Source organism: Aeromonas lusitana (assembly GCF_002812985.1).
GTDB lineage: Bacteria > Pseudomonadota > Gammaproteobacteria > Enterobacterales > Aeromonadaceae > Aeromonas > Aeromonas lusitana.
On record NZ_PGCP01000012.1, the window covers coordinates 1 to 20666 of the forward strand.

Below are 20666 nucleotides of genomic sequence, written 5' to 3' on the forward strand. Positions count from 1 at the left end.
CACTTCCTTCTGCAGGGCTTCCCGATCCTTGGCGGAGTTGGAGCCGTTGGCAGATTGCTGAGCCAAAGTACGCATGCGCTGCAGCATACCGGTCACTTCATCCATGGCCCCTTCGGCAGTTTGTGCCAGAGAGATACCGTCGTTGGCGTTGCGGTTACCCTGGTCCAGACCGTTGACCTGGGAGGTCAGACGGTTGGAGATCTGCAGACCGGCCGCATCGTCTTTGGCGCTGTTGATGCGCAGGCCGGAGGCCAGACGAGTGTAGGAAGTATCCAGGGATTTGGTGCTGTTCATCATGTTACGCTGAGCGTTGAGCGATGACACGTTGGTATTGATATACAGACTCATAACTATTCTCCTAAGCTATTAAATTTTATCTTTAATTCACTCAGGCTTTGTTTTGTTTTGTGCCTGATATGTTTAGTTAACGGCGTCGTTTTAAGATACTTTAATTTGTTTTTTACAGCCTTTAAGGCTGTTATCGCCGCCTAACCTATATATCGGCCTCTATTTTCCATCCTTGAGAAAAATGTTTGAGGTATTTTGCAACAGAGGCCAAGACGGCGTCAGGTAGACGCACGAGCCGCCTCAACCCAAGTCGCAGACGCTAGCTCATCGTGTCGGGCACCTCCTCTGCCCGCCATTCACCGAAAACTTGGCCTGGCTCCCACTTTTGCACGCCAGTATTGCTCGAGTGCGCCCCTTGCCCCTAAAATCGCCGCCCCATCACTTATCAGACCCGAGTTGTTCCCCATGCAGACGCTAGTTGAGCAGATTGTTTATATCAGCGACATGTTTGGTACCGCGGTCTTCGCGTTCTCCGGGGTCCTGGTCGCAGGCCGGCTACGGATGGATGGCTTTGGCGTCATGGTGCTGGCGGCGGTGACCGCCATCGGCGGAGGCACCATTCGCGACATGATCTTGGGTGCCACCCCGGTGTTCTGGGTGCGCGATCCCCTCTATATCTGGGTGGTCATCGCCACGGCCCTGTTTGGCATGTGGATGGTCAAGCTGCCAAGACGCATGCCCTGGTATGTGTTGCCGGTGGCGGATGCCTTCGGCCTGGCCCTGTTTACCGTGATCGGGGCACAGAAGGCATTGAACTTCGGCACATCCGGGCTAATCGCCGTGCTCATGGGCACCATGACAGGGGTTGCCGGCGGCATGATCCGGGACGTGCTGGCCCGGGAAGTGCCCATGGTGCTGCAAAAAGAGATCTACGCCACCGCCTGTATCCTCGGCGGCATCCTGTACACTCTGGCGCTGGAAGTGAACATGGACAGGGTGACCGCCATGCTGATCTGCATGACAACCGTGTTCGGCCTGCGGGTGGCGGCCATCTACTGGCATCTGTCCCTGCCAACCTTCTCGTTGCAACGCAACTGACCCCGAGGGCAATGAGCGAGATCCCACACCCGACGAGGCAAGATTGAACCAAGCCCGCTTTTCTGTTGTCATACAGTGGTCGTGTTAAGCCGGAATACCTCATGCAAAAACTTGGGCTCATTACCACATTCCTCCTGATGACGGTGGCGACGGCTCATGCCGGCGCACAGGCCCTGTTCGGACGCCTGGCATCGACCCCGGTGCAGCAGTTCAATCAGCAGATCCGTCTGGCGAGCAGCAATCAGCAGGGTTGGGTCAACGACTACCGTGAAGTGGCGCGACGTTTCGTCGGCCATGACGACGTCCCTAGCCGCATCCATGCCCAACAGCTGGACAAGGATCTGGTGCTCTCGGTTGCCCTCGACGGCCACAAGAGCGACATGCTCTATATCCTGACCCTGTTTCGCAGCAACAACCTGTGGCAGATGCGTCAGGCCGAGATGGGCTGGCGCTGTCAGGGTCAGGAGACCTTCACCCCTGTCCCCTGCCCATAAGCGCACCGCTTGTGAAATAAAAAAATCCGGCATCATGGCCGGATTTTTTTATGTCGTAAATGAAGCGAATGCTTACGGGCGATAGACCTTCACATTGTCAAAGCCCTGCTCCTTCAGATAGAGCGCCTGCAGCTTGCTCATCACGCCGCGATCGCAGTAGAGCAGGTAGGTCTGCTCCTTGGGCAGATCGCCAAAGGCGGTCGCCAGCTTGAAGAAGGGGATGTGCAACACCTCGCGACCTTCCACCACCAGCGGTTTCTCGTCACGCTCATCGGCAGAGCGGATATCCAGGATGACTTCGCCGGCGGCCAGCTCCTGGGTCATTTCCACCTCTTGCACCTGGGCAGAAGTCTCTTCGCCGATGCGGCGGATATCGAGGTAACGCGCCTCGCTCACCACCTTGTCCAGGATGCCGAAATCGAAGTTGCCCTCTTCCGCCTCGATGCGAGACAGCTCCGCCTTCACGGTCGGCTTCTTGGAGATGACGCCGCAGTATTCGGGCATGGTCTCGGCGAACTCCAGGGTACCGATGCGACGCGCCTCGGCGATGATGTCCGGCTTGTCCCAGGTGATGAGGGGACGCAGGATCACCTTGTCGGTCACCCGGTCGATGACGTTAAGATTGGTGAGGGTCTGGCTGGAGACCTGGCCCACGCACTCGCCGGTCACCAGCGCCGGGATCTGGAAGGTCTCGGCGACCTGGCCGGCGGCGCGCATCATCATGCGCTTGAGCACCACCCCCATCTGGCCGTTGTCGATCTTCTCCAGGATCTCGGCGACCACGGGTTCGAAGTCGATGGCGGTGAAGCGCACCTTGTGGGAGGCGCCGAACTTGTTCCACAGGTAGTAGGCCACCTGCTTGACGCCGATCTCGTGGGCAGCACCGCCCAGGTTGAAGAAGCAGTAGTGCACCCGGCAACCGCGCTTGATGAACTGATAGGAGGCAACGCCCGAGTCAAAGCCGCCAGAGAGCAGGCTCAGCACGTCTTCCTGGGTCGCCATGGGGTAGCCACCTATGCCGTGGTGAACCGCGCTGATGATGTAGAGCTCATCGTTCTCCACCTCCAGGTTGACCTGGATATCGGGTTTCTTCAGGCGCACACCGGCGGTCTCGCAGTGCTGGTTGAGGCCACCGCCCACGTAACGCTCCAGCTCGAGGGAGCTGAAGTCGTGCTTGCCGACCCGGCGCGCACGCACGCAGAAGGTCTTGCCTTTCAGGCGATCCCCCCAGACGGCGCGGGTCTGCTCGAAGATGTCGTGCAGATCGGTGAAGTTGCTCAGCTTCACCTCGAGGAAATACTGGATGCCCGGAATGCAGGCCAGGGTCTCCAGGTACTGGGCATGGTATTGATCATTGCGGGAGCTCACCACCAGCTTGTCCCAATCCATCCGCACGCGGGCATCTTCGTCAAAGCGGCGCAACACGTTACGGATGTTGCCCTGCAGCATCTTGGTGAAGCGCTGGCGCACTGACTTGCTCTTGATGGTGATTTCCGGGAACAGCTTGATAATGAACTTCATGATGATGACTCGGGTGGCCTTGATTTAAGGGCGCGAATTATATCAGAAGTTTAGGGCCAGCGCCTACTGACTGAGCACAGCCCACCCTTTCCCCGCATTTTCCCACGCAATGTTTGCGGCCACGCGGCAATCTTGCGTATATTCCCGAGCCTGCGCCTTGGCAACATGACTGTGATGAAGACCTATATCTATTACCCCGGCATGGAAGTGCGGGATGAGCTCTGGCTCAAGTTTGCCCTCATCTATCTGGAGCGACTCTCCTTCGTCTTCACCGTGAGTGAGAAGAGCGGCCTGACCGCCCTGCTGGAGACCCTGCGCCAGCAGACCGATCTGCTGGCCGAGCGGCCGGATGCCGATTTTTTTGCCGCCATCAGCCCCCAGATCGAGAGTCAGATCACCGGCCTCATCGCCCCGGACTTCGTGCGCCACAAGGTGTTTGGCAACAAGGAGCTGATCACCCGCTGGCGCTCAAGCGCGAACCACGACTGCTTCTGCCCGGCCCAATCGGGTCTGGAGCAGCTGCACGGTTTTTGCCTGAGCCACGGCTTCGCCACGCAGGACGAGGGGGGGATACGGATGGCAAGGCGCTTCGCGAACCTGCTCTCCATGCGCCTCGCCCGTGAGTGGGCGCTCGCCAATGACGGCGCCCTCATCACGGATCACGACTACCTGGACCGATTGCTGCACCTGCTCGAATCCCGCTACCACAACCGGGGCGGGCAGGATTGCTTCCACCTCGAGATCCCGTTGCGAGTACCCACTCACCTGGCCGAGATCCCGTTTGCCGAACTCATTGCCCTGCGTGGCCGCAGCGGCTTTCGCCAGCAGCTGGCGGCGTTTCATCAGGCCCTCGATGCCCTGCTCGCCATGCTCGGCAGCGGCTATGCCGAGCCCGAGGTGCTGACCCGCTTCGAGCAGGCCCAGCAGGGGCTCAATCTGCTGCTGGGCGCCGACACCCAGAGTCTGCCGCTCACCACGCTCGTCAGCACTGGCTTGCCGGCCATGGCGATGATCCACCGCCTCAGGGCGAGCCATCCGGACAGCGAGCTCATCTTCCACTCCATCAAGAAGAGTCACTTCCACCAGCGCAAGAGTCAGCACTTCTTCACCCGGCTGGGTCAGGTCAAACCCTGAGCCGTTGTCGACACGGCTCTTGCGTCCTCCATCGGCGTCTGAGATGGATGTGCGTCAATATTTTGTCGCGCATTTTTTGACTCAAAGAGAGACCCCTTCTGCTCAGGAGGGGTTTTCCAGTCGAAACTCGATGCGATCGCTGTTTCCCGCCTCATCAACCACTACCAGCTGATAGCGTCCCGCCGCGCTCAGCACCTGGTCGCCATCCCAGCGCAGCCGCTCGCCGTTCAAAAACCAGTGCGCCTTACCTATGCCACCGAGTACCTTGGGCTGCAATCGATAGCGCTGACTGCGGATAAGGTTGCCCTCCCCCAGGGCGACGATGCGGATGGGGGCCTGCTGATCGGCGCCGTGCGCCTCGCCCGCGCAGTGGCTGGCGAGCAAGCGCTGACGTCGCTCGTCAAGTCGTCGCCAGGGTTCAAGCGAGAGTGGCCAGAGCGCCCGCCAGGCAAAGCCCTCAGCATCGCTGCAGCGGGCAAGGGTCGGTTTGCCCTCCCCGGTCTGGGCCACCTTGCGCAGCGGCGAAGGCCAGTCCATGGGATCCGGCAAGGTGGGGGGATCTCGCTCATCCAGCAGCCAGGCGCTCTGATGTTGCAGACAGGTCCCGGCCTGAGTGATGCTCTCACGCCGCCCCAGCGGCCAGCAGATCTCGGCCTCGCTCACGGTATTGGGCTGCGCCGGCAAGGGACTGGTATCGCCGAGACGGGAGTAGACCGAGAGCAGCAGGGGAATGGCCGCACTCTGGCCGTAGAAACCCGGCAAGGGGGTGCCGTCCGGACGCCCGAGCCAGACGCCAATGGTCCAGCACCCGGAGACCCCGAGCGCCCAGCTGTCGCGATAGCCGTAGCTGGTGCCGGTCTTCCAGGCCAATCGGTTCACTCGCCCGGTCGCCTCGCTGGCGAAGGGCTGATCGGCGCGCCCCTGGGTGCTTAATATGTGCCAGACGATCCAGGCCGCCCCCGGACTCAGCAAGGGGCGCGACACCGCCTGCTGCCCTGCGAGCCAGACCGGCATCGCCACCTGCCCCTGGCGCGCGAGGGCGCTGTAGAGTGCCACCAGCTGCTCCAGCCGAATGCCCGCCGCCCCCAGCGCAATGGCCGGGTTGGGTTTATCGGACAGGGCCAGCCGCACTCCCGCATTGTCCAACCGGTTGACCAGGGTATCCGGCCCCAGTGCCTCCAGCACCTGCACCGCTGGCACGTTGAGGGACTGCTGCAACGCCTGGGTCAGGGTCACGGGCCCCTGGAAGGCGCCGGTGAAGTTCGCGGGGCGATAGTCAGAGCCGAGGCGCGGCGCATCGGAGAGCAGGGAGGCCGAATGCACCAGCCCCGCGTCCAGCGCCAGGCCATAGATGAAGGGCTTGAGGGTGGAGCCAGGTGAGCGAATGGCCTGCACCATGTCGAGGTAGCCGTGGCGCCTCAGGTTGCCATACTCGGCGCTGCCCACGTAGGCCCGCACCGCCATGGTCTGGTTGTCCACCAGCAAGAGGGCCGCCGAGGTCTGCTCCGGGAAGCGGCGGATATAGCTCTCGACCCTGTCCTCCATCCAGCGCTGCAGATTGCCGTCAATGGTGGTATGCACCAGGGCGCCCGGCTGGCTGTTGGCGGCGAGGCGGGCAAACAGCGGCGCCTCCATGGGGGTGAAATGACCGCGGGCCAGCACGGGCTCGATCCGTCCCTGCTCCCAGACAGACTCGGACCAGGTGCCCTGCCTGACCAACCGCTGCATCACCTTGTCCCGGGCGGCGCGGGTCCGCTCCGGGTGCCGGTCCGGCCGATAACGGCTGGGGGCCTGGGGCAGCACAGCTAGCAGGGCCGCCTCCGCGTGGGTGAGCTTGGCCGCACTTTTGCCGAGATAGGCAAAGCTCGCGGCCTGCACCCCTTCCAGGTTGCCGCCAAAGGGGGCCCGATTGAGGTAGACGGTGAGCAGGGTACGTTTGTCGTAGTGCCATTCCAGCTGTAGTGCTCGCGCCATCTGGCGCAGCTTGCCGGGAATGGATCTCTGGTAGGGTTCAATGAGCCGCGCCACCTGCATGGTGAGGGTAGAGCCGCCGGAGACGGCCCGCCCATAGCGCAGCCACTGCCAGACACCCCTCGCCATGGCGTAGGGATTGACCCCGGGGTGTTGCCAGAAGTGGCGATCCTCATAGCCGAGCAGCGCCTCTATGTAACGCGGGGAGACCTGCGCCAGGGTGACCGGATAGCGCCAGACCCCGCTGGTATCGGCGAAGGCCCGCAGCGGCTTGCCCTGGCTGTCGAGCACCACCCGCGCATAGGCGGGATCCAGCGGCGGCGGCGGGAAGACCCTGTCCAGCGCCACCAGCAGCAGGAACAAGGCTCCCACCCCGGCAACCCAAAGGCGCAACCAGAACGGCAGGCGGCGCAGCCCCCGAAGCAGGGCAAGCCAGTACTTATGCAGCCACTGGCGTGCCTTGTGCCCACAACCGGCTGGACGCACCTCCTCTTGCATGGGGGCCTTACTCAGAGATGGTCACCTCGTGGATGTCCTGCCCCACCGCCCGAAGTTCGGGGCGATACATGTCCTCCACCTGAGTCGGCGGCACCTGGTAGTGGCCAGGAGTCACCGCCCGCATCAGGTAAACCAGCTGCTGATTGCCCCCCTCGCTCAAGTCCAGGGCGGCCGTATAGCGGTCATCCCTGAATTCCTGATGCTTGAGGTAGTCGTTCCAGTCGCTCTGCCAGGCGGGCTTGCCTTCGATCTTCAACTCCTCGAGCTTGATGCTGTTGCCAAGGGCCGGGTTTTCCAGCTCGAAGCCCGCCGGCAACATCTCCACCAGCAGGGCATCGGGCACCGCCTGCTCGCTCGATACGTTGAGCCGCACCACCACCAGATCGCCGACCCGCACCTTGGCGGGATCGAACTGCTTGCCATCGCTATTGAACCAGCTGCGGGTCACACTCATCCCCTGACTGAGACGCGCGGGCGCCTGCTCCGGGTAGCCGATGAGGGTGCGCTGCACATAGAGGGAGCCCTTGCCGTCATTGCTTACCCCCGTGACATCCAACGCCTCGGGAGCACCGAACTGCTGACTTGTCTGGCCGGCGAGGGGCTTCTCGCCACTCGCGCTCGCTACCCTGGCCTGCCAGTCGACGGCGGGGTCGACCTGGGCCAGGCGCAGCAGGGCGAGCCGCTCCTGAGTGCTGAGCCACTGACGGTGGGCCAGGGTATCGGCCAGCTTGGCACTCAAGGCAGGCCAGCTCCCTTCGGCCAGCTTGTGCTGACGTAGCAGGGCGAGCTCGAGGACCCCGTCCCGCAGGGGGGAGCCATAATCCGCGAGGTAATCATCCCCCCGCTCGGTGGCCAGCGCCCGGGTCAGGGCTGCAGCGCCCCCTTGCTCATCTCCCATGGCCGACAGGGCGAGGGAGAGGTGCAGCAGGGGCAGGCCAGAGCGGGCATGATCCGCCTGCTGCTCCCAGATGAGCCTCAGGGTGGAGAGCGGCGCCTTGCCCACCCGTGCCAGCACATAGGCGCTGTAGGCCTGATAGGCCAGCCGGCTGTGCTCGGGGGCACTGCTCCAGCGCTCGCCATATTGACTGTCGGTGAGGTAGTTCTGCAGCCGCATGAGGGCCAGGCTCAGCATGGCCTCCGGTACCGCCTCCCCGGCCTCCTTGCGGGTCAGCAGGTAGTCGGCGGCGTAGGCGGTGAGCCACTGCTCCTCGTCCGAGCGCCCATCCCAGAGACCGAAGCCACCGCTCGGCAGTTGTAGCCGTTGCAGTCGCTGCATCAGGGTCCGCTGTACTTCCGCCTCGCTCGGCGTCTTGTCCTGTTTCGGCAGAGACCGGGACCAGGCCTCCCGCTCGGCAGGCGTAGTGAGCTCATAGGGCCAGGCGCGGGACAGGGTCTGCTCCAGGCAGGCGTAGGGGTAATCAGCCAGGGCCTGCCACTGGGCCGCCGGATCCCAGGGCGGGGTGCCGGAGAGGCTCAGCAACCCCTGCAAATTGGCGGGGGCCAGCCCTGCCAGCTCGTCCGGGGCGAAACTCATCTGCTGACCGGGGGCCAGCATCTGATAGCGTTGACGAGTCTGGGCCGGCCAGGGAGATCGCAGGGGCAGCGACCAGTCGCGGCTCATCACGAAGTCCTTGCCGCTGGCGGCCAGTTGCAGACGCGCCACCCCGCTCGCCCCTGTCACGGTGAACGGCAGGGTGAGCCAGCGCTCCTCGCCATTTTTAAGCGCCAGAGTGGAAGGCAGTTCAGTGCCCGCCTGCAGGCCGCCACTCAGGGTCCAGGTCAGGGCGAGCGACTGATCCTCGCCGCTCATGTTGCGCAGTTGCACCAGGGCGCGGGTCGCGTCCCCGCGAGCGCCGAAGCGCGGCCAGCCTATCTCGGCCACCAGGGGGGAAACCACCTTGACGGCGCGCTCGGCCTGGCCGACCTGCTGCTCGTTCCAAGCCAGGGCCATCAGCGCCAGCTCGCCGTTGAAGTTCGGCAAATCCAGCGGAATGACCGCCTTGCCGCTCTCATCGAAGTTCACCTCTCCACTCCAGAGCGCCGCCACCTCGACCCGGCTCTCCAGGGCGCCGCCCTTCTTTAAGGAAGGCGCATCGCCGCCATAGTTCAGGCGCGCCAGCTTGCCATCCTGAGGGGGGATCACCTGACCGTAGTTATCGAACAGGTCCTGGGCGAAGCGCTTGCGACCGAAGAAGATCTCGAAGGGATCCAGAGGCTGATAGTCGCTGATGTTGAGCACCCCCCTGTCCACCGCCGCCAGCACCACCCGACCTCGGCTGTTGGGGGTGGAGCTGGCCGTCACCTCGAGGCGAGTCAGGGGCACCGCCTTGTCCGGCGCACTCAAGGTCAGCGGCAAACGGCGAGCCTCCCGATCTAGGGTCAGCGGCACCAGGCCCACGGCACGCAGGCTCTGCACCTGTTTGGCGCTGCCCGCCGCTGCGGATTCAGCATCGGGCGCCGCTATCTGGGCCGAGATATGCAGGTCATGACGTAGCCACTCCGGACTGATGGGGATCTCGAACTCCCCACGCCCCGTTTTCAAGTCACCACCTTCGGCTTGCAATTCGATGCGCTGCCACCAGCGCAGGCCATCGCCATCTTCCACCATCAGCAGTCCCTTGCCTGCGCGCGGGGCGACCAGGGTCACCTTGGCCTTGTCTCCGGCCTGATAGGCGCGCTTGTCGAGGCTGATGGCGACCTTGTCCGGGCGAGCCTGCTCGCCACCGCCGCCCCAGGCATAGCTGCCGATCTCCACTCTCAGGCTGGATTGATGACCCTGGCTGTTCTCCACTTCGAGCCGATACCAGCCGGCGGCGAGGGGCAAACTGAGCGCGGTCGGCCCCTTGCCGTCCAGTTGCAGGGTCTGCTCCTGCTCCAGGTAGGGCTGGGGATTGAATTCGTACTTCCAGCCCTCGCCACCCGCGTAATGCCAGTAGTAGTCCCGGTATTCGTTGATGAGGCGTACCTTCACCTCCCCCGCGACCGGTTGGCCACGCTCATCCAGATTGAGGATCTGGAACGGCAGCGGCCGGCCCCCCTCAACTCTGTCAGGCACGAAATCCGCCTTGAGGGCGGGCCACTGGCTCCCCGCCGGCCAGCCGAACTGGGTGCGGCTGCGGTTCACCGCCCGGCCACCGGGCTCGGACAGCGACACCCGATAACTCACCTCGAGGGGCCCCAGGGCCTTCACCTCTTCCAGCTGATCCCCGAGGGCAAAGCGCCCCTGCCCTTGTTCATCCAGGGTCAGGGTAACCGGCTCCAGCTCCTTGGCCTGCTCGATGAGCAGCACATCCCCCAAGGTGAACTCTTGCCACGCACTGAACGGCATGAGGGCGCGGCTTATCTTCACCTCGGCCTTGGCCTTGGTGCCACTGGCAGGGGCGCCATAGAGGTAATCGCCCTTAAGCGGCAGCGTCAGCGCATCGGCATCGCCGAGCAGCTCCCCGTCCGGCCCGGTGCCGAGCTGCAGCTTCAAGCGCTCCGGCAGAAACTCCTCCACCAGGAAGGGCCACTCGAAGCGGCTGCCGGCGGCGGTTCTCAGGCTGATGGTCCAGCGACCCAGAGGCGCATCCTGGGGCAATCTCAGGCTGTAGCCGGCCGCCCCCAGGTTGTCCGGCAGCAAGCGCTTCTGCTCGAGCAGCTGACCGTCCGGTTGCTTCACCTCCAGCTCCACCGCCATGCCGGGCAACAGCTGGCCATCCTGCCCCTTGAGCAGGATCTCGCTGTCGAGCCGCTCGCCGGGGCGGTAGAGATCCCGCCCGCTGAACAGATAGAGCTGCTGGGCTTGCCAGGGCTGGGTGCCCAGATCGAAGGCGGAAAGATCCAGCGCAGTGCCATCGAGGCGCAGCACCGCCAGGTGCTTGCCCTGCTCGGCCAGCAGCAAGCGGGCACCTTGTATCTGCTCGAAGCGGCGATGACCCTGGGCATCCGTGCTCTGCACCTGCAACCGGGTACCCTTCTCGTCGAGCAGGGAGAGTTGCACGTCTTTGAGGGGAGAGGCGCTGGCCAGGGAGCTGACAAACACCTCCAGCTGATCCGGATAGCGACGGGCACTCAGGCCCATGTCACTCACCGCAAAATAGGTGGTCTCCTTGCGCCAGTTGTAGTCGCCAAGGGGGGACATAACCGCAAAATAGACCCCGGCCTCCGCCAGTTGCGGCTCCTTCACGTTGATGAGGCGGGTCTCGCGGCGATTGGGATCGAGCGCCAGGGCATAACGGCCGCTGAACACCCGCTTGGCCCGCGCACTGACCTGCTCCAGATCCCAGTTGCCCATGCCGGCCCCCGGCTTGTACTCGGCCAGGAAACGGGGCAGATAATCCGCATCAATCCTGAAGAAGTCGATATTGACCTCATCCACGTTGACCGCGCTGATGGGCAGGCGCAGCTCCTGGCGCAGCGGCAACACCATGCCGCTGGCGGTGAAGGAGGCCCCCGCCTCCAGCGGCCGGGTCTTGAGGGTCCAGTGCTGGGCCTTGGGTCCCAGTCCCTCCTTGAGGCTCACCTCATAACTCTTGTTTGGCTCAACGTTCGGGAAATAGAGGGTGCGACCATCCTCGGCCAGGATCCACTCCCCCTGCACCTGCTTGCCCCCCTCGCTCACGACAAGCCAGCTCTGCCAGCTGCGTCTGGGGGAAAGCATGCCCGAGAACACCAGTGCCAGCGCAGGGGCGTCACGGTATTGACGGGCGCTGGCCTGGCTCACCTCGCTCGGTGCCCCCGCCTGCGCTGGCGCGGTGGCGGCGGGCTCGGATTGCGTCTTGTCTGAGGGGTCAGGGCCGCAACCGGCCAGCATCACGGTTGCCAGCAGCAAGGCCGATCCGCGGCGCAGCAATCTGGAGACGCGAAGCGAGGCGTTGAGCTCAAATAAGCGCATAGGTTTCATCCCGGGGTGAGTTCGCCGCTGGCGCGGCATGATGGTCAATAGAATAAAGGATCCCGACCCATTAATACAAAATCATAAAACCAGAATGAGTCTCTATTTACTCATGATATGACAGCATCTCTCTCTGCTTTCTTGCCGCATAATAATACAATCCATTCGAAACTCCCCCTCGATTGTCTATTATATAGATGTCGAATTCCTGCTGTTTTCTGAACCCAGGCTAAACTGGAAACAATAGTTCACTTGTGTGGTACGGGCGGACTATTTATCCTCTACCACCGCCAAAATCGCGCAATCAATCAAATAAATATCAAATAGTTAGCTCGCATCTTTACAAGCCCATTGCCTGTGCCATAAATGAAGCACGGGCATGTTGCAATACCTAGGCGCACCCCAATTCTTGAACTCAGGTTCATTTATTACTGCGCGACTTTATTCCTGCTGGCCCGGCGTTCATGTCGGGCCAGCATCGTTGTGTGCTCATCACCTGTTGGAGTCATACCAGAATGGAAAATAACGAACTCGCCGTAGTCGAAAAAAGACTGGTGACCCGATTCCTGGATATGTTTATCAAATTCGGGCTTATCCTGGGACTGGCCTCCTTCTGCTTTACCGTCTTCTCCCCCTTCATGAACATGATGCTGTGGGCCCTGATCCTGGCGGTCACCCTCTACCCCCTCCATCAGCGCTTCGCCGCGCGTCTCGGTGGTAAGCAAGGTCGCGCATCCACCCTGCTGGTGTTGCTTGGGATCTTGCTCATCGTCGCGCCAACCATCGCCATGGTCAGCTCCCTCGGTGACAGCGTCAGCTCCCTGGTCGACAAGGTCGGCAACAACACCCTGACCATTCCGGCCCCCTCCGACAGCGTCGCCGCCATTCCCCTGGTGGGAGAGAAGCTGCATGCCATCTGGCTGAAGGCCTCCACCGATCTGCCGAGTCTGATCAAAAGCTACCAGCCCCAGCTCGGTGAGCTCGCTAAGCAGGTCGTCGGCATGCTGGCCAGCATGGGGGGCGGCCTGCTGGGCTTCGTCGCCTCCTTTATCGTCGCCGGCATCATCATGGCTTGGGGTGCACCGGGCGCCGTCAGTGCCAGTCGCATCGCCATACGCTTCACCGATGAGAACAAGGGTATCGCCCTGACCAAGCTGTGCACCAGCACCATCAGGGCGGTGGCACAGGGGGTGATCGGCGTGGCCTTCATCCAGGCCCTGCTGGCGGGCATCATCATGTCCCTTGCCGGCATCCCGGCGGTGGGCATCTTCTTCGTGCTGGCGCTGATCCTAGGGATCGCCCAGGTGCCCGTCATCCTGGTCACGGGCCCTGTCATCGCCTACATGTGGATGGCGGGGGATCACGGCACCCTGGTCAACATCATTTACACCGTGCTGCTGGTGATCGCCGGCATGGCAGACAACGTGCTCAAGCCGCTGCTGCTCGGCCGCGGCGTGGACGCCCCCATGCCAGTGGTGCTGCTCGGCGCCCTCGGCGGCATGGCGACCAACGGCATCCTCGGCATGTTTATCGGCGCCACCCTGCTCTCCATCGGTTATCGCATCTTCATGGCCTGGGTCAACGAAGGTCAGCCCCGCGCGGAACAATAATCCATGGTCGTCGATTTCCACTTCATGCGCCCCCTGTTCACCGGGGGCGCATGCCTGTTTCTGGGGGCCTGCACAGTGCTGGGCCCCGACTATCAGACCCCTCAAGTCAAGGAGATGGCAGCCTGGCACAGCCCAAGCGACCGTCAGCAGGGAGCGTCAGCCGCCGATTATCGCCAGTGGTGGCAACAGCTCAATGACCCCGTGCTCAGCGCCCTGGTGGAAGAGGCCTTTCGCAAGAACCCGGATGTGCGGATCGCGGGCCTTAGGATCCTGGAAGCCCAGGCCCAGCTAGGCATCGCCGAGAGCCTGCTCGGGCCGCAGGCCACGGTGGGCACCGGGGAGTTTTTGCAGGCCGGCCAGACCCGCAACGGTCATAGCAGCGCTGGCAGCAGTTATGGCGCCGGCTTCAACCTCGGCTGGGAGCTCGATTTTTGGGGCAAGTTCCAGCGCGGCGTCGAATCGGCGGATGCCAACTACTTCGCCACCCTGGCGCAATACGACGATGTGCAGGTACTGATGGCCGCTCAGGTGGCCCAGCTCTATGTGAGCATCAGAACCGTCGAGGCGCGCCTGCAGATAGCCCATGAGAACGCCCGCATCCAGCAGCGCAGCCTGGAGATCACCGAGCGGCTGTTCAGAAGTGGCAACAGCGCCGAACTGGATGTGCAGCAAGCCAAAACCCAGTATCTGGGCACCCTCTCCGGCATACCTCAGCTCGAGACCAGCCTGCGCCAGAGTCAGAATGCCCTCTCCACCCTGCTCGCGAGAACCCCTGGCCCCTTGCCCGAGATGGCGGCCAATACCGGCAAGATCCCCCAGGGCAAATTAGCCCTGGTCGCCGAGATGCCCGCCGACCTGCTGCGCCGTCGCCCCGACGTGCGGGTCGCGGAGCGGCAACTGGCCGCCCAGTCGGCCCTCATCGGGGTGGCCGAGAGCGATCTCTACCCCTCCATCACACTGCTCGGCACCCTGGGGGTCAGCGCCACCAGTGGCAGCAGCGAGACCTTCTCCTGGGCCGTCGGACCGTCGCTCAGCTGGAACCTGCTGGATCAGGGCCGACTCGGCAACCAGATCCTGGTGCAGGACGCCCGCTTCCAGCAGCTGCATGAGCGCTATCGCGATACCGTGTTCAAGGCCGCCCGCGAGGTGGACGATGCCTCTGTGGCCTATGCCAACGGCCAGGACGAAATCGCCCTGCTGACCCAGACCGGCGAGGCGGCGCGCCGCTCCCTCGAGATAGCCAACACCCAATACCGCGAGGGGATGGCCGACTTCCAGCGGGTGCTCGACTCCCAGCGCGCCCTGTTCAGCCAGCAGGAGCGCCTGGTCAACAGCCGCGGCGCCCAGATGCGCGATCTCATCACCCTCTACAAGGCACTGGGCGGCGGTTGGGAGCAGGGGCGATCCCGCCCCCTGATCACCCCGGAGGTGGAGGCACAGCTGCGCACCCGCGCCGACTGGGCTCCCCTGCTCGATGCAACCCGGCCCCAACCCCAGACTCAAAAGGTAATTTCCCATGACTGACAGCACCGCCTCCCCCGGCCAGGCCAGCCGCCGCGCCACCCTTGGGCTGCTGGGGCTCATCGCCGTGCTGCTCGGCTGGTATCTGCTCGCCGACAGGCTGACCCCTTACAGCTCCCAGGCCCGGGTAGAAGCCTTCGTGGTTCCCGTTGCCGCCGAGGTCGCCGGCCAGATCAAGCGGGTACATGTGCGGGACAACCAGGACGTCGAAGCCGGTACGCCGCTGTTTGAGATCGATCCCGAGCCCTATGACATCGCCCTGGCCAAGGCGCGCTCCGACTATCAGACGGTGCTGAGCGGGGTCAAGGCTGGCAACGAAGGGGTCAAGGCGGCCGAGGCAGCCCTGATGGCCATGCGCGCTGCCTATGACAACGCCGCCAAGGATGCGGCCCGCCAGGAGCGCCTCTACCGGGAGGATCCGGGCGCCATCTCGGTGCGCCGCCTGGAAGTGGCCCAGGCCAGCCGGGAGACGGCCAAGAGCCAGGTGGCGGCGGCCGAGGCCGACGTGCGCCGCGCCATCGAGGCCGCCGGCGTGAACGGCGACAACAACTCCCAGCTGCTCAGCGCCCGCTCGGCGGTACACAAGGCCGAGCTGGATCGCAACAACACCCGAGTCGTCGCACCCGGTCGCGGTCTCATCACGGATCTCAGCACGGATGCGGGCCAGTTTATCGGGGCCGGGACCCCCGCCATGACCTTGATCGCCATCCACGACGTCTGGGTCTCAGCGGATCTCACCGAGAACAACCTCGGCAACCTGCAGCCAGGTGACAGGGTCGCCATCCTACTCGACAGCCTGCCCGGTCAACTGTTTGAGGGAGAAGTGCGCAGCATCGGCTACGGGGTGAGTGACGGCAAGAGTCAGCCGGCGGGCGCCCTGCCAACCGTGGACAACAACCGCGACTGGCTGCGCCAGGCCCAGCGCTTCCCGGTTAAGATTGCCTTCAAGGCCGATGACTTTCCCCCGGTCCAGGCCCTGCGGGTCGGCGGTCAGGCCGATGTATTGGTCTACGCGGGCGATAGCGGGCTCATGAATCTGCTGGGAGCCCTCTACATCCGTCTGATGAGCCTCTGCTCCTTCCTGTATTGAGCCGCCATATGCATAACGCCGACCGGGCTGTCCTTCGCATTGGTACGGGTATCGCCCTCGCGACTCTGATCTGTTACGGGCTGGCGCTGCCCATGCCCCACCTCGGCATCATCATGGCCTGGGTGGTGCTGTGCAAACCCGGTGAGCCCCTTGGCCTGAAGAAGGGGCTGGCGGGCGGTCTGTTGCTGATGGGGGTCATGATAGGAGGCGTACTGCTGGTGCCCTTGCTGACCCACTACGCCCTGGCGGCCGTGCTGCTGGTCAGCCTGCTGCTCTACCTGCTGATGCTGCAGGGGATGGCGGGCAAGGGGGCCTCCGCCATGCTGCTCATCATGGCCATTACCGTGATCCCGGTGGCCGGCCTCATCGAGCAGCGCCTTGCCATCGCCATCGCCCAGATGATGGCGCTGGGTATCCTGGTGGGCACCCTGGTCAACCGGCTGGCCCATGCCCTGTTTCCACCCCATCCAGTGGCAGGTGCCGCCGCCAAGCTCGCGCCCCAGCAGCCCGAACATCCCAAGCGGCTGGCGCTGCGCGCCGTGGCCATCGTCTTGCCGGTCTGGCTGCTGGCCCTCGGCAATCCGGCGTTTTACATCCCGGCCGTGATGAAGACGGTGGCGCTCGGTCAGCAGAGCAGTTCCTTGAACGCCAGAGAGGCCGGCAGAGAGCTGCTACTCTCGACCCTGATGGGGGCCTTGCTGGCAGCCGTGCTCTGGCTGGGGCTCAGCATCTGGCCCTCCCTGCTGATGCTGGTGCTGATGCTGGCTCTGATGACCCTCTGGCTGGCGCGAAGGCTGATCCGCCTAGTGTCGGGCCGCTTTCCCCCCTCGTTCTGGAGCAACGCCTGGATAACGGCGCTCATTTTGTTTGGTCCGGCCATCGAGGACAGCGCCTCCGGCAAGGACGTCTGGCTCGCGGCCGCGATGCGCTCTGGCCTTTACTTGTTGGTAGCCGGCTACGGCTGGTTCTGTATCTGGGTACTCGATCAGTGGTGGCCTGCGGGTCGGCCACTGGCAGAAGACACCTCGGGAGATTGATATGTTTCTTATTTTTCTGGTCGGTATCCCGGTGATCCTGGTCAACATGTTGCTGCAGTCCATGGTCTCCGTCTGGTGCATCCGTTTCTACATCCGGCGCTTCGGTGAACGGGACGGCACCCTCGCCGGGGTGCTGGCCCTGTTTGGCATCATCACCCTGGTGATGCTGGGCAACCTGACGCAGATCGCCATCTGGGGGGTACTGTTTCTCTGGCTGGGGGAGTTCAGCACCCTGCAGGAGGCCATCTATCACTCAGGAGTCAACTTCGCCACCCTGGGCTATGGCGATATCGTCATGAGCACGCAGTGGAAACTGCTGGGCCCCCTCGAAGCGGTCAACGGCGCCCTGATGATCGGCCTCTCCGGCGCCTGCATGCTGGCGGTATTGCAGCATCATCTGCGAAAGCAGCTCTCAAAAAACAGTTAATCTGACTGCAAAATGTCACTTTTATAGGGTGTCTATATCGCGAATTCGAGTAGAAAACACAGTCCATGCCGACTTTAACAAAATGTTGTTTGGGCCGGTTTTGCAGTATTCTTGGCATCCGACAGTTGCTCAACAGGATAGTGCCAGTTCATGTCGTCTACCGCGCTCAGTCATCTCCCCACTGCCAGCCAGGCACCGCTGTTTTTTCGCCTGGATATCCGCAGCCAACGGCTGGTCGCCCTGACCGATGTGATGCAGACGCCGCTCCATTGGCTCGATGAGCCAAGGGGTGCCTGGCCGGCCCAGTTGCCGGAGACCTTGCGCCTTCCCATAGAGCAGCGACTCGCCAGCGGCCTGGGGGGCAAACTGCAGGTGCGCTTTGCCGAGAAGCTGTGGCACATCTCGCTCTCCCACGAGCAAGACGCCTTCTGGCTCATCTGCCTGCAGACCCAGCGCCTGGAGAGTGCGGCCAACTTGTCACTGCAGTTGCCGCGCCTCAGCCAGATGGCGAGCCAGCAGCAATATGCCCCCATGCTGGAGAGCCTCAAGGAGTGCCTCGGCGCCGATCGCCTCATCCTCTGGCACTATCAGGCCAATGGCCCCCTTGGCAGCGAACAACTGACCCCCGTCTTCACTCTGGGGGTCCCTTCCCTCGGGGCCATCCGGGGGGACAGTCGCTACATCCGGGCCCTGCGCACCCGCGGCGCCTTGAGTTTCTCCGAGGCCGCCCACCAGCCCATGCTGGGCCAGCACTATTACCTGGCCGATGCCAATGTCAGCTCTCGTCTGGACGGCGCCCTGCTGGAGCAGGAGAAGCTCATCGGCGTGCTCAGCCTCGAATACGTCGAGACCACGCCCCTCAGCGAAGAGACGCTGCAACTGGTACGCCACTGCGCCCAGTTGCTGGGCCATTGGCAACCGGAGCAAGCCGTGGCTGACACCCCGGCCATCTCCTTGCCCACCGAGCTGAGCTGCAAGACAGGCAACGACTATTGCCGCGCCCTGCTGCAGTGGGCCATGACCGCCAGCGGGGCACGCATCGGCTGGCTCGGGGAGTACCAGCCCCGCGGACAGGATCTCTGGATCATTCCGCGCTGCGTACTGGAAAGAGAGACCTTCTCCACCGTCAAACCCATACGGATGGATTTCGGCCCCGGCAGGGAGATCTTCCAGCATGGTCAGACCCTCTATGTGGAGGACCTGCCCCTACGCTATCCCCAGGCCAGTCAGTTGCTGGCCCTCGAGGCCAAGACCTATATCGGCATTCCCCTCCATGGCCAATCGGGCGCACCTCTGGGCCAGCTCACCCTGCTGATCGATGAACCCATCGCCGATCCCGTGCCCCTGCTCGATGCCCTCAACGGCCAGCGCGAACGCGCCGCTGTCGAGTTGCAGCGCCTGGCCAACGACGATGCCCTGCGACTGGCCGAGGTCGCCTTCAACACCCACGATGGGCTGCTGGTGATGGATCACGGTGGCATCATCCTCAAGGTCAATGGCTCCTTCAGCCGCATCACCGGGTTTGCAGACGATGAGATGATCGGTCTGCACATCGGCTCCCTGCGTCCCACCTACTATGGCGACAGCCTGAAAGAGGAGGTGATCGCCGCCGTCAACGAGCAGGAGTTCTGGCTCGGCGAGGAGCAGTGCCTGCACAAGTCAGGTCACCTCTTCCCGGTGCGGCTCATGGTGAGCGGCGTCAAGGATGAGCTGGGGGAGATCAGCCACTTCGTCTGCAGCTTCCACGACATCAGTAGCGAGAGGGAGGCGGCGCGCCACATAGAGCGCCTCGCCTACTACGACGATCTGTGCGATCTCTACAACCGCCGCAGCCTGAACGACATCATGCAGCGCACCTTGCAGGCCCAGAGTGGTCAATGGGGTGCCCTGCTGCTGCTGGACTTGGACAACTTCAAGTCGGTCAATGACTCCCTCGGTCACGCGAGCGGCGATCTCTTGCTGCAAGCGGTCGTGCAGCGGCTCAAGTCCCTGCCCCAGGAAAACCTGGTGCTGGCCCGCACCTCAGGGGATGAATTCGCCCTGCTGTTCACGGCGCTCGGCCAGGGCTATGTCACCGCCAAGATCCTGGCGGAGCACTTCGCCCGCGAGCTGATGGGGATCTTTCGCAACCCGTTCGATATCGGCGAGCACAAGCTGCACTGCAGCGCCTCGGTCGGGATAAGTCTCTTCTGTGACGAGGACAAGGACCACCTTGTCCTGATGCAGCAGGCCGATACCGCCGCCCACATGGCCAAGCGCGCCGGTCAGGGTAACTATGTGTTCTTCAGCGAGACCATGGCGGAGAAAGAGAAGAGCAAGCTGGCCCTGAACAACCAGCTGCGCGATGCCCTTCGCAACAGCGAGCTGGTGCTGCATTATCAGCCCCAATACCGAGTCGATAACGGCAGCCTGTCCGGGGTGGAAGCCCTGGTGCGCTGGCAGAAGGCCGATGGCACCATGGTGCCCCCCGGTGACTTCATTCCCATCGCCGAAGAGACCAGCCTCATTCAGGAGATAGGTTACTGGGTGATGAAGACCGCCTGTGCCCAGTACAGTTTCTGGCTCAACAACGGTCTGGCCATCCCCCATCTGTCGGTCAACGTCAGCGCCCGCCAGTTCCACACCGTCGGCTTCGTGCAACAGGTGGAGTACATACTGCGCGATACCGGAGTACCCCCCTCCCGCCTGCTGCTGGAGGTGACCGAGTCCGTGGTGCTGGAAAACCGGTTGGAGAGCATAGCCAGGATCCGTCAGCTCAAGGAACTGGGTATCCTCATCTCCATCGATGATTTCGGCACCGGTTATTCTTCTCTCGCCTATTTGCGCGATTTGCCCGCCGATGAGGTCAAACTGGATAGGAGCTTCATCCAGACGCTGGTGCACAGCGAGCAGGACAGGGCCATCGTCAAAGCCATACTGGATCTTGCCAGGGTGTTTCGCTTCACGGTCACCGCCGAGGGGGTGGAAGACAAGGAGCAGCTCGATGTGCTCAAACAGCTGGGATGTCAGCACTATCAGGGCTTCCTGACCAGCCGGCCGCTCCCGGTCAAGGCATTGGAGAGTCTGCTGGGCACCAACCCGCCGGGCTAAACAGGTAGGAT

General features: G+C 63.2%; 12 protein-coding genes and 1 pseudogene. 9 read left to right on the plus strand and 4 right to left on the minus strand.

Features of this window, described 5'->3' with window-relative positions; translation table 11 throughout:
• Positions 1-348: pseudogene (gene flaA, locus CUC44_RS08275) on the minus strand (flagellin A); the annotation flags it as partial.
• Between the two features lie 405 nt (positions 349-753).
• On the opposite strand from flaA, the gene CUC44_RS08280 reads away from it, so the two are divergent.
• Entirely contained in the window at positions 754-1386 is a 633-nt protein-coding gene (locus CUC44_RS08280; RefSeq protein WP_100859492.1) for a trimeric intracellular cation channel family protein, read from the plus strand.
• 101 nt (positions 1387-1487) lie between these two features.
• Positions 1488-1880, plus strand: a complete 393-nt coding sequence (locus CUC44_RS08285) for a hypothetical protein (RefSeq protein WP_100859493.1) — start codon at positions 1488-1490, stop codon at positions 1878-1880.
• 72 nt (positions 1881-1952) lie between these two features.
• Here CUC44_RS08285 and thiI read toward each other — a convergent pair whose 3' ends face one another.
• Positions 1953-3401, minus strand: coding sequence for a tRNA uracil 4-sulfurtransferase ThiI (thiI, locus tag CUC44_RS08290; protein WP_100859494.1), 1449 nt, complete (start codon positions 3399-3401; stop codon positions 1953-1955).
• Between the two features lie 174 nt (positions 3402-3575).
• Here thiI and CUC44_RS08295 point away from each other — a divergent pair, with 174 nt between their 5' ends.
• Positions 3576-4535, plus strand: coding sequence for a hypothetical protein (locus CUC44_RS08295; RefSeq protein ID WP_100859495.1), 960 nt, complete (start codon positions 3576-3578; stop codon positions 4533-4535).
• Positions 4536-4637: 102 nt separating this feature from the next.
• On the opposite strand, the gene pbpC is transcribed toward CUC44_RS08295, so the two are convergent.
• Together pbpC and CUC44_RS08305 are read right to left on the minus strand one after the other, a co-directional pair.
• Complete coding sequence (gene pbpC, locus CUC44_RS08300) at positions 4638-7004, minus strand: penicillin-binding protein 1C (protein WP_100859496.1); 2367 nt, start codon at positions 7002-7004, stop codon at positions 4638-4640.
• 7 nt (positions 7005-7011) lie between these two features.
• A complete protein-coding gene (locus CUC44_RS08305; protein WP_100859497.1) occupies positions 7012-11880 on the minus strand; it encodes an alpha-2-macroglobulin family protein in 4869 nt (1622 codons plus the stop codon).
• A 572-nt stretch (positions 11881-12452) separates the two neighbouring features.
• On the opposite strand from CUC44_RS08305, the gene CUC44_RS08310 reads away from it, so the two are divergent.
• The 6 genes from CUC44_RS08310 to CUC44_RS08335 all read left to right on the plus strand — a co-directional run bounded on the left by CUC44_RS08310 (position 12453) and on the right by CUC44_RS08335 (position 20655).
• On the plus strand, positions 12453-13490 hold the full coding sequence (locus CUC44_RS08310; protein WP_244166739.1) for an AI-2E family transporter: 1038 nt from the start codon (positions 12453-12455) through the stop codon (positions 13488-13490).
• Positions 13491-13493: 3 nt separating this feature from the next.
• Positions 13494-15014: an efflux transporter outer membrane subunit gene (locus tag CUC44_RS08315; protein ID WP_100859499.1), complete on the plus strand. Its 1521-nt coding sequence runs from the start codon at positions 13494-13496 to the stop codon at positions 15012-15014.
• Positions 15007-16101: an HlyD family secretion protein gene (locus CUC44_RS08320; protein ID WP_100859500.1), complete on the plus strand. Its 1095-nt coding sequence runs from the start codon at positions 15007-15009 to the stop codon at positions 16099-16101. The genes CUC44_RS08315 and CUC44_RS08320 overlap by 8 nt, the downstream gene beginning before the upstream one ends.
• A gap of 8 nt (positions 16102-16109) precedes the next feature.
• Positions 16110-17138 carry a DUF2955 domain-containing protein gene (locus CUC44_RS08325; RefSeq protein ID WP_100859501.1) on the plus strand — a complete coding sequence of 343 codons (1029 nt, stop codon included), beginning with the start codon at positions 16110-16112 and terminating at the stop codon, positions 17136-17138.
• Position 17139: 1 nt separating this feature from the next.
• Entirely contained in the window at positions 17140-17565 is a 426-nt protein-coding gene (locus CUC44_RS08330; protein WP_100859502.1) for an ion channel, read from the plus strand.
• Positions 17566-17715: 150 nt separating this feature from the next.
• Positions 17716-20655, plus strand: a complete 2940-nt coding sequence (locus tag CUC44_RS08335; RefSeq protein ID WP_100859503.1) for a sensor domain-containing phosphodiesterase — start codon at positions 17716-17718, stop codon at positions 20653-20655.
• Positions 20656-20666: the final 11 nt, after the last annotated feature.

Excerpts from the sequence above, each read along its gene's own strand:
- CUC44_RS08325 (WP_100859501.1), top strand. The coding sequence starts at position 16,110 with ATGCATAACGCCGACCGGGCTGTCCTTCGCATTGGTACGGGTATCGCC.
- CUC44_RS08335 (WP_100859503.1), top strand. The coding sequence starts at position 17,716 with ATGTCGTCTACCGCGCTCAGTCATCTCCCCACTGCCAGCCAGGCACCG.
- CUC44_RS08280 (WP_100859492.1), top strand. The coding sequence starts at position 754 with ATGCAGACGCTAGTTGAGCAGATTGTTTATATCAGCGACATGTTTGGT.
- CUC44_RS08315 (WP_100859499.1), top strand. The coding sequence starts at position 13,494 with ATGGTCGTCGATTTCCACTTCATGCGCCCCCTGTTCACCGGGGGCGCA.
- CUC44_RS08330 (WP_100859502.1), top strand. The coding sequence starts at position 17,140 with ATGTTTCTTATTTTTCTGGTCGGTATCCCGGTGATCCTGGTCAACATG.
- CUC44_RS08310 (WP_244166739.1), top strand. The coding sequence starts at position 12,453 with ATGTTTATCAAATTCGGGCTTATCCTGGGACTGGCCTCCTTCTGCTTT.
- CUC44_RS08305 (WP_100859497.1), bottom strand. The coding sequence starts at position 11,880 with ATGCGCTTATTTGAGCTCAACGCCTCGCTTCGCGTCTCCAGATTGCTG.
- CUC44_RS08285 (WP_100859493.1), top strand. The coding sequence starts at position 1,488 with ATGCAAAAACTTGGGCTCATTACCACATTCCTCCTGATGACGGTGGCG.
- pbpC (WP_100859496.1), bottom strand. The coding sequence starts at position 7,004 with ATGCAAGAGGAGGTGCGTCCAGCCGGTTGTGGGCACAAGGCACGCCAG.
- thiI (WP_100859494.1), bottom strand. The coding sequence starts at position 3,401 with ATGAAGTTCATTATCAAGCTGTTCCCGGAAATCACCATCAAGAGCAAG.
- CUC44_RS08295 (WP_100859495.1), top strand. The coding sequence starts at position 3,576 with ATGAAGACCTATATCTATTACCCCGGCATGGAAGTGCGGGATGAGCTC.
- CUC44_RS08320 (WP_100859500.1), top strand. The coding sequence starts at position 15,007 with ATGACTGACAGCACCGCCTCCCCCGGCCAGGCCAGCCGCCGCGCCACC.